Raw genomic sequence first — 8,737 nt, forward strand, 5'->3', positions numbered from 1 at the left:
GTGCACCTGCCGTGCCGGCGCGGACCGTTGGCGACCTGGGCTTTTGCGGCCCCCTGAGCTGCAAGCTCCCGGAAACGGCACTGACCCTACCCCGAATTCGGGGCGTTCACGCATGTGTCGACACCGCGCGGCACCGACAGTACCGTGAGTCGAGGAATTGCCGCTGCAATTGCATCGGGAATTGCAGCGGCACATGCGCCGGGTCGCCGCGGCAACTGCCGTGATTCCTGGTGCGTGAGCGTATCCGTATGCCGCCCCGACCGACGTAGGAGTGATGCCAGGTGCAGCAGTTCGAGAACGGTGTGCAGGCCAGTTCGATCTCCGGGGTCCGCTGGGTCAAGAGCGGGCGCAGCAACCCGAGCGGCAACTGCGTGGAGGTGGCCGCGCTTCCGGACGGCAGCGTGGCGGTGCGCAACTCCCGGCACCCGGACGGACCCGCGCTGGTCTACACCCGCGCGGAGATCACCGCCTTCGTCGAGGGCGCCAAGGACGGCGACTTCGACCCGTACACCGGCTGACGCCGCCCCGAACCGCCTCACGCGGCCCGGGTTGCGCACGAGCGGAATGCTCCCTGGCGCATCCCGGGCCTTCGCGGTATACGGGCAGACCACAGCGGTACCCCGGTGCAATAATGGCCCTTCCAGTCTCTGCGTTGGGAGCCCCTATGCCTGCCGCGCCGCACCCCGTCTCGCCGATACAGCTCTTCGAGCGCCGCCCCGAGATGGGCGCCACGGCGATGGGCCGCGTGCTCGGCAACTACCTGCGGGCGCTGCGGGAGAACAGGGCGATCAGCCCCGGCGACGCCGGCCGGCACATCCGCGCGCACGCCTCGAAGATCAGCCGCATGGAGACCGCGCACGTCAACCTCAAGTCCCGTGACGTGGAAGACCTGTTGAGCCTCTACCGGGTCGAGGAGCCCGAACGCGGCCAGATCCTCGCCATGGTGGAGCGCTCCGCCCGCCCGGAATGGTGGCAGCAGTACGGCGAGGTAGTGCCGGACTGGCTCCAGCAGCTCATCGGCCTGGAGCGCGACGCCCACGTCGTCCGCACCTACGAGACGCAGTTCGTGCCCGGCCTGCTCCAGACGCCCGCCTACGCACAGGCCGTGGTGCTCGTCGGCCACCGCCTCGCGTCGGCCGAGGAGCGCGAACAGCGCGTCATGCTGCGGCTGGAGCGGCAGCGGCGGATGACCGAGCCCGGCGCGCCGGTGCTGTGGGCGCTCATCGACGAGGGCGTGCTGCACCGCCCGATCGGCGGCGCACAGGTGATGCGCGACCAACTCCACTACCTGCTGGAGGTGTTGCGGCACCCCGGCGTACGGCTCCAGATCGCCTCCTACGAGGCGAGCGCCGCCGCCACCCCGGGCGCGGCCGTGACCTACCTGCGCTTCGCGCAGGGCTTCCTGCCGGACATGGTCTACCTGGAGCACATGACCAGCGCGATGTACCTCGACCGGTTGGAGGACGTGGACCGCTACCGGGCCGCGCTGGACGAGCTGAGCGCGCTGGCGGCCACCCCGGCGGAGAGCCGGGTGCTGCTCGAAGAGGCGCTGCGGCGGTACGAGTAGCCGCCCCGCGCGGGGGCGGCCGTCCGCCTCAGCGCACCCGGCCCACGCCGCCGTACTCGATCCACTCGTAACTCGGCTGGACCAGGGCGAGTTCGTTGTCGGCGCGCCAGGTGGAGACCTCGACCAGGCCGGGCTCGATGATCTCGGTGCCCTCCAGGTACGTCTCCAGGACGCTGGGCTCGCGCACTTCGCCCCAGTTGCCGCCGGTCGACTGGTCCATGAACGCGCTGACGCCGCTGCGCACTTCGGGGTCGTCGCTGACGAGCTGGCACACCACCAGGAAGCTGCCGGCCGGCAGCCGGTCCCGGACCCGGTGCACCATGCCCGCCGGGTCCTCGGTCTCCTTCACGCAGTGCAGCACCGACACGAACAGCGCGGCCACCGGCTCGTCCAGGTCGATCAGCCGGTGCACCTCCTCGCTCTCCCATATGCTGTCGGTGTCGCGGAAGTCGGCCTGGATGACGGCGGTGTTCTCGTTCTGCTCCAGCAGCACCCGGCCGTGCGCGAGCACGATCGGGTCGTTGTCCGCGTAGACGACCCGCGCGTCCGGGTGGATGCGCTGCGCGATCTCGTGCACGTTGTCCTGCGTCGGCAGCCCGGAGCCGTGGTCGACGAACTGCTTGATGCCGTAGTCCTCGGCGAGTACCCGCACCACCCGGCGCAGGAACTGACGGTTGTTCAGCGCGAGCACCTTCATGCTCGGCACCTGCCCCAGCAGCTCTTCGGTCGCGCTGCGGTCGGCCGGGTAGTTGTCCTTGCCGTCCAGCAGGTAGTCGTACATGCGGGCGACACTGGGCACCGTTATGTCGATGGACGTGCTCGACGACGCGTCTGCGGCTGGCATATGACCCCTCACAACGGTGCTCTGCGTGTGCAACTCCGGTCCGCCGAACGGCCCCCGGTGGCTGCGCACATCTTAGGCAGCGGCGGCGGGGCCGGTCGAGTGGAGTGGCAACGCCGTTACGCGGCGCAGCCCTTGGCGCCGCCCGAGGACACGCTCGCGGGCACCGACAGCGACAGCGCGAGCCCCTGGGCGTTCGTCCGGGCACCGGTGAGCACCACCCCCGCGGGCAGTTGCGGCGCCTTCACGGTGCGCGGCGCGAGCTGCGCGGCGAGCCCGGAGCCGCCCTTGCCCTTCCGCGCCTGCGCCACCGGGATGTTCCGGCCCAGGACGTCCACATCGGTCGGCGTGACGGTCACCGAGTCCCTGCCGGTCCTGATCGAGGTGTGCACGGTCACCGGCAGCGGGATGCCGACGACGGTGCCGGTCAGCACCAGGCCGCCGTGGCCGTCGGGCCCCGGGCGCAGACCCGCACCGCCCCGGGTGAGCTGCTTGCCCAACTCGTCGTAGGCCAGGGTGGCCGTAGCGCTGCCGCCGCTCATGGCGCCCTTGGTGGTCACCTGGTGCAGCTCGGCGGTGACGGTCAGGTCCATGTCGTCGCGCTCCACGTCCTCGGCGCGGATGCGTACGGTGCCGACGTGCCCGGTCAGTATCCGCAGCCCCGCCAGGCTCCCCGACAGCTCCGCCGACACCCGGCCGACCGGCTTGAGCCGGCAGCTCGCCGCCCGGGCGATGCGCTCCCGCGCGGTGTGCGCGATGAGCAGGTCGGCGCTCGCGGCGAGCACCGCGAGCCCGGCGATCACGGCAGTGGCCACGACCCACGGCCGGCGCCGCCCCCGCACCAAGCGCCGCCAGGACCCGGCGCCGGGCCGGCGGCCGTCCTCACCCGCGGATTCACCTGCGGGTCCACCGGAGGGCGCGTCGGCCGCGCCGGATATGCCGTCGGTCGCGCGCTGGGGCTGGTCGCTGGGCGTCATGCGTCGGTGCTTCCGATCCGGGGGAGTCGGGCGTGCGGGGCCGGTGCCCCCGGCAGCAGTCTGGCCGCGCCGGGCCCCGCCGGGCCGACGGCGCGCCGGGCGGTGCGCGGCCCCGCGGGCAGGACGCGCACGGCAGCGCGCGACACGGCATCGACGGACCTGGCGGGCATGCCGCTCAGCTTAGGCCGTGTCCGACAAGGGGGCGGCCCACCTCGTGCCCGGCGGCAGCCGCGCGGAACGGCAGCACGCGGGGCTCGGCCGTCATCGGCCCTCATCCCTTCCCCGGGGCCGCGCCGAGCGGGTCGGCGAGGAGGTCGGGCACGGCGGCGAGCGCGGCGGCGCGCAGCGGCGGTACCTCCCGCGGGGGCAGCCAGCGGTGGGGCCAGCGGACCCGGGTGCCGGTGCGGCACCAACCCCCCACCGCGCACAGCGCCTTGTCCAGCGCGGGGTCGCTGTAGCCGGCGGCCGCCAGCGGCGCCACATGGCGGTCGAGGAAGCCCCGCAGCCGCTCCTGCGTGCCGGCCGCGCCCGCGGGGTCCGCGGACATCCGGTCGTACCAGCGGACCGCGCCCGCCGGGCTCATGCAGGCCACGTTGGAGTACGACCCGGCCGCGCCGCCGCGGCGGCCCGTCGCCAGGGTGTGGCCGGCCACGAACACCGCGAAGCGGTCGGTGAGGCCGCGCGCGACGTCCACCGCGGGCACCTTCAACCCGATGACCTGGGGCAGCTGTTCGGCGATCCGCGCCAGCAGCTCCGGGGTGAGCTGCGTCTTGGCGTACGGCGGGTTGTACAGCACCAGCGGCACCCCGCCCGCGGCCGCCGCCAGCCCGTGCAGCGCGGCCAGCGCCTCGTCGGGCCGCAGCGGCAGCCAGTCCGGCAGCACCACCTGGATCGCGCCCGGCCGCAGCGCCGCCGCGCGGCGGACCCGGTCCAGCGACAGCCGCCCCGCGGGATGGCTCGCGCCGAGTTGGAAGGGCACCCCGGCCGCGGTGCAGCGCGCGGCCACCAGCGCGTGCAGGCGGTCGTACTCGCCCTCGTCGAGGGTGTGGAACTCGCCCGCGGTGCCGTTGGTGTAGACGCCGTGCACGCCCGAGCCGAGCACCGCCGCCAGCGCCTCGTCGAGGCGGTCGAAGTCGATCGCGTCGTCCGCGTCGAGCGGCAGCAGCGTCGGTGCCCAGATGCCGCGCAGGGACTGGGCGGTGAGGACGTCCACCGTGGCCTCCCCGGGTCTGTCGGTCCGGCCGGTCCGGCCATCGTACGGAGGCGGCCGGCCCGCGTGGCAGGGGGCGTACGGTGCGAACCGCTCCGGTTCAGCGCGCCGCCGGGCCGCCCGCGGTGACCAGCCGCTGACCACCGCCACCGCCGGGTACGGCCCCGGACACCGCACCGCCGTGCGCACCGTCCGCGCGGCCCGAGCCGGTGCGCCACACACCGACGCGGTCGAGCAGCACCCCCTCGCTGCGCACGACCAGCGCGCCGCCCGCCCCGTACGCCCCCGCCGTCCGGAAGTACACGTCCTGCACCGACGCCGGATCGCGCGGGTCGCTCCGGCCGCCCCGCCGGGCACCGACCTCAAGCGCCGCGGGCGGGCCGTCGGGCACTGCGTCGAACGCGTCGAACGTGTCGAACACCAGCCCCGCGATCCGCACCCCGCGCGCGTCCGCGACCGTCATCGACGCCACACCCGGGCGCGGGCGGAGCACCACCGGCCCCAGCCCCAGCACCACCGTGCCGGCCCACTTGACCCGGACGGTGTCCGCGAGGTCGTACCCGCCGGGCGTCAGCAGCAGGTGGCGGCCCTGCGACAGCGCCCGGTTCAGCGCGCGCGCCGAGTCCGCCGGCCGGGCCACGTAGAAGCGGTCCAGCGGCACCGAGCAGCCCGGCGCGCCGCCCGCCGCCCGGTCCGCGCCCGCCGCCGCCTGCCGCAGACCCGGCAGGAACACCCGGTAGTGGCCGCCCTCGGCGGCGTACAGGAACGGCCGCCCGCGGCGCGGCCCGCCGGCCGGCTCCTGCTCCCACCCCTCGACGCCGACGGGGAGCCGGCGCCCGTCCGGACCGCTCCCAGCCGTACCGTCCTCCGCTGCGGCGTCCTCTTCCGCGGCGTCCTCTTCCGCGGCGTCCTCCGCCGCGGCGGGCAGCACCCGGCCGCGCACCCGCACCCGGTGCAGCGGCCCGGTGGGGGACCCGGACCCGGCCCCCTCCCACCGGTCAGGCGCACCCGCGACCCGCACGGCGCCGTCGATCGTGACGTCCTCCGGGTGCGCGCCGAGCCCGACGACCGACGTGTGCGGGCCGAGCCGTACGTCCATGGCGTACCGGCCGGGCCCGAACAGCACGACGCGCCCACCCCCGCCTTCCTCCAGCGCCGCCCGCACCTGCCGCGCCGGCGTCCCCGGGCCGACCACCCGGACGTCCGGGCCGAAGTCGGGCTCGGCGAGCGGCGGCCGGTAGACGGCCGGGGGCGCACCGGCCACGGCCGCACGGCGCCGCAGCGCCTCCCCGACCAGGCCCGCCGCCCCGCCCGCGGCCGCGGGCGCCTCGCATCCTGCGGCGCTGCGTGAAGTCATACGAGACCTACCTCTGTCCGACGGCCGGGCGGCTGCGGTGACGCTGAGAGCGCTCTCTAGGGTCCGTACCCTGCGGGGTCGGGACGCGCCGTGTCAAGGCGTGGTGAGAGCGCTCTCCGCAATCCGGGCGAAGGGGCGGCGGCTGGGGCGGATGGGGTGGGTGGGGGTGCGGTGTGAGGTGCGCGCGGGGTGGGTGCGGGCGGTGGGGGACGGGGTGCGGGGACGGGCTACGGGGCGCGGGGCGTGGACGCGGGCGGGCGGGCGGACGTGGGCGCGCGCGGCCGGGCCGGAGCCCGGCGTCAGGGGGTCTGGTCGGGGGCGCGGTGCTGGGGCGCGCGGTGCGGGGGCCGGGCGTCCCACGTCAGCTGCTTCAGCTCCATCCGGGCGGCGGGCGCGGTGCCGGGGAGGGTGGCCCAGAAAGGGTGCGCGCTGATCCGGACGGACAGCCGGACCAGGCGGCGGCGCAACACGGTCGTACGCGCGCCCGCGCCTGCCGCCAACTCGCGGTAGGTGGTGTACCAGTCGTGCTGCGCCTGGACGAGGTCGTCGGGGAAGGAGTGGGGCATGGCTGGATTCTGGCACATGTTCGAACGACTGTGCGATTAGGGTGGGGGCGCCGCCCCGTCACGCCGCCAGCCCTTGCTGCCGCGCCCCGGCCGCCGCCGATCCTCAGCGGTGGGCTCTTACGGCGTGGCCGAAAAGCAACGGCGGCCCCCTTTCGTGGGAAAACGGGCGCGGCCGTGCGCGCGTCCCGCGCCGCGAGGGCGGCCGCGGCCGACGGCGACCGCAGGAGGCCACCTGCCCGGCGCACGGGTGGCGCTGGCTCGCCGGTGAGCACCGTGTGCACGGCGCCCGGGGCGCTCGTGGCGCTGGTGGCCGGCGCGGCAACGGCGCAGGCGTCGGCCGTTTACGGCGCGACAACGGCGCAGGCGTCGGCCGCCCACGGCGACGTCGGCTCCGCGCCCCGGGTGTGCGCCGGCGTCACGTCGATACCCGACCGCGGCCGCCCCGCCCGGAGGCGCCCGGAGGCCGACACAAGCCCGGAGGCCGGCACGTGCCCGCAGACCGGCGCCTGCTCGGAGGCCGACACGTGCCCGCAGACCGGCGCCTGTTCGGAGACCGCCACCTGCCCGGAGGCCGGCAGTGGCAAGCCGCCCTGCGGCGCGGCCTGGCAGGTGTCGCCGCCCCTACGATGGGGCCGTGGACGCCCAGCCGATGCCCGCCGCCGAGACCGCGATCTCCCGGGAGCTGGTACGGCAGTTGCTCGCCGACCAGCATCCCGACCTGGCCGGGCTCGACCTCGGGGCGCCGGCCAACGGCTGGGACAACATGGTCTGCCGGCTCGGCCGCGAGCACCTGGTGCGGCTGCCGCGCCGGGCGGCGGCCGCCGGACTCGTACTGAGCGAGCAGCGCTGGCTGCCCGGCCTCGCCGGCCGGCTGCCGCTGCCGGTCCCGGCGCCGGTGCGCACCGGGCGCCCCGGCCGCGGCTACCCGTGGGCGTGGAGCGTGGTGCCCTACCTGCCCGGGGAGACCGCGGCGCGGACATCCCCGGCCGACGAAGGAGAGACCGCGCTCGCCCTCGGCGGCTTCCTGGCCGCCCTGCACCGGCCCGCGCCGCCCGACGCCCCCGCCAACGCGGCGCGCGGCATCCCGCTGGCCGGCCGCACCGAGAACCTCGTGGCCCAACTGCCCCACCTGGCCGACCCGGTGGCGGCCGAGGCGGCGCTGCGGGTGTGGCGGCGGGCGCTGGCCGCGCCCGTGTGGGACGGCCCGCCGGTGTGGCTGCACGGCGACCTGCACCCGGCGAACATCCTGGTCGACCGGGGCCGGGTCAGCGCCGTGATCGACTTCGGCGACCTCACCTCCGGCGACCCGGCCACCGACCTGTCCGTGGCCTGGATGCTGCTGTCCGCCCCGGGCCGCGCGGGGTTGCGGGCGGCGTACGGGCGGGCCGACGACGCCACCTGGACCAGGGCGCGGGGGTGGGCACTGGCGCTGGCCCTGGTCTTCCTCGCGCACTCCGCGGACAACCCGCTGATGGCCGCGGTCGGCAGCCGCACCCTCGACGCGGTGCTGGGGCGCGGCGCGGTGGCGTAGTGTACGGGCCGGGGGCGCCGCCGTACGGCGGACGGCAAACGGGGAGGGTGCGCGATGGACGTGGTGCTGCGGGCGATGGAGGACGGCGACCTGCCGGTCTTCTTCGCGCAGATGGCGGACCCGGAGGCGGTGTGGATGGCGGCGTTCACCGCGCAGGACCCGGCGGACCGCGGCCGGTTTGAGGAGCACTGGGCGCGGGTGCGGGCGGACCCGCAGGCGGTGCAGCGCACGGTGGCCGCCGCCGACGGCCGGGTGCTGGGACACGTGGCGGTGTTCGGGCCGCCGCAGGAGCGCGAGGTCACGTACTGGATCGGCCGGGAGCACTGGGGCCGCGGCGCGGCCACCGCCGCACTGCGCGCGCTGCTCGCCGAGGTGCCCGACCGCCCGCTGCACGCCCGCGCCGCCGCGGACAACGCCGGGTCGGTCCGGGTGCTGGAGAAGTGCGGCTTCGCGGTGACCGGCACCGACCGCGGCAACGCGAACGCGCGCGGCGAGGAGATCGACGAGGTCCTCCTCGTCCTCGCCGGCTAGGGCCTGTCGTTTGGATCTCCGTGGAAGAAGGAGCGGGGTCCGGTGCGTGCAACTGCAAGGCGGAGGAGGGAGTCGACGCGGAGCGTCGGTGCCCGACGAGAACGCAGCAGATGTGCGTGCCGGGCGACGCGACGCCGCGGAGATCCAAACGACAGGC

The 8,737-nt window shown here is 75.8% G+C and carries 9 protein-coding genes; 4 read left to right on the plus strand and 5 right to left on the minus strand.

The window, feature by feature from the left end; translation table 11 throughout:
* Positions 1 to 281: 281 nt before the first annotated feature.
* Positions 282 to 518 carry a DUF397 domain-containing protein gene (locus AC3EVP_RS34315; RefSeq protein ID WP_335980226.1) on the plus strand — a complete coding sequence of 79 codons (237 nt, stop codon included), beginning with the start codon at positions 282 to 284 and terminating at the stop codon, positions 516 to 518.
* A gap of 146 nt (positions 519 to 664) precedes the next feature.
* Positions 665 to 1,567, plus strand: a complete 903-nt coding sequence (locus tag AC3EVP_RS34320) for a helix-turn-helix domain-containing protein (RefSeq protein ID WP_435137012.1) — start codon at positions 665 to 667, stop codon at positions 1,565 to 1,567.
* 28 nt (positions 1,568 to 1,595) lie between these two features.
* Here the strand turns inward: AC3EVP_RS34320 and AC3EVP_RS34325 are convergent, their stop codons facing one another.
* From AC3EVP_RS34325 to AC3EVP_RS34345, 5 genes are all read right to left on the minus strand, one after another.
* Positions 1,596 to 2,411, minus strand: a complete 816-nt coding sequence (locus AC3EVP_RS34325; RefSeq protein WP_335980229.1) for an SAM-dependent methyltransferase — start codon at positions 2,409 to 2,411, stop codon at positions 1,596 to 1,598.
* 116 nt (positions 2,412 to 2,527) lie between these two features.
* Positions 2,528 to 3,385, minus strand: a complete 858-nt coding sequence (locus tag AC3EVP_RS34330) for an LmeA family phospholipid-binding protein (RefSeq protein WP_435137016.1) — start codon at positions 3,383 to 3,385, stop codon at positions 2,528 to 2,530.
* A 271-nt stretch (positions 3,386 to 3,656) separates the two neighbouring features.
* On the minus strand, positions 3,657 to 4,598 hold the full coding sequence (locus AC3EVP_RS34335) for a dihydrodipicolinate synthase family protein (RefSeq protein WP_335980237.1): 942 nt from the start codon (positions 4,596 to 4,598) through the stop codon (positions 3,657 to 3,659).
* A gap of 97 nt (positions 4,599 to 4,695) precedes the next feature.
* The gene (locus AC3EVP_RS34340) at positions 4,696 to 5,952 is read right to left on the minus strand and encodes a hypothetical protein (RefSeq protein ID WP_435137020.1); all 1,257 of its coding nucleotides are present in this window, start codon (positions 5,950 to 5,952) and stop codon (positions 4,696 to 4,698) included.
* A 299-nt stretch (positions 5,953 to 6,251) separates the two neighbouring features.
* Positions 6,252 to 6,518 (minus strand): hypothetical protein, encoded by a 267-nt coding sequence (locus tag AC3EVP_RS34345; RefSeq protein ID WP_435137023.1) that lies wholly within the window; start codon positions 6,516 to 6,518, stop codon positions 6,252 to 6,254.
* Positions 6,519 to 7,152: 634 nt separating this feature from the next.
* Between AC3EVP_RS34345 and AC3EVP_RS34350 the strand changes: the two genes are divergently transcribed.
* Entirely contained in the window at positions 7,153 to 8,049 is an 897-nt protein-coding gene (locus tag AC3EVP_RS34350) for an aminoglycoside phosphotransferase family protein (RefSeq protein WP_435137025.1), read from the plus strand.
* A 54-nt stretch (positions 8,050 to 8,103) separates the two neighbouring features.
* A complete protein-coding gene (locus AC3EVP_RS34355) occupies positions 8,104 to 8,580 on the plus strand; it encodes a GNAT family N-acetyltransferase (protein ID WP_435137028.1) in 477 nt (158 codons plus the stop codon).
* Positions 8,581 to 8,737 lie beyond the last annotated feature (157 nt).

The sequence above is a fragment of the Actinacidiphila sp. bgisy144 genome (genome assembly GCF_057708105.1).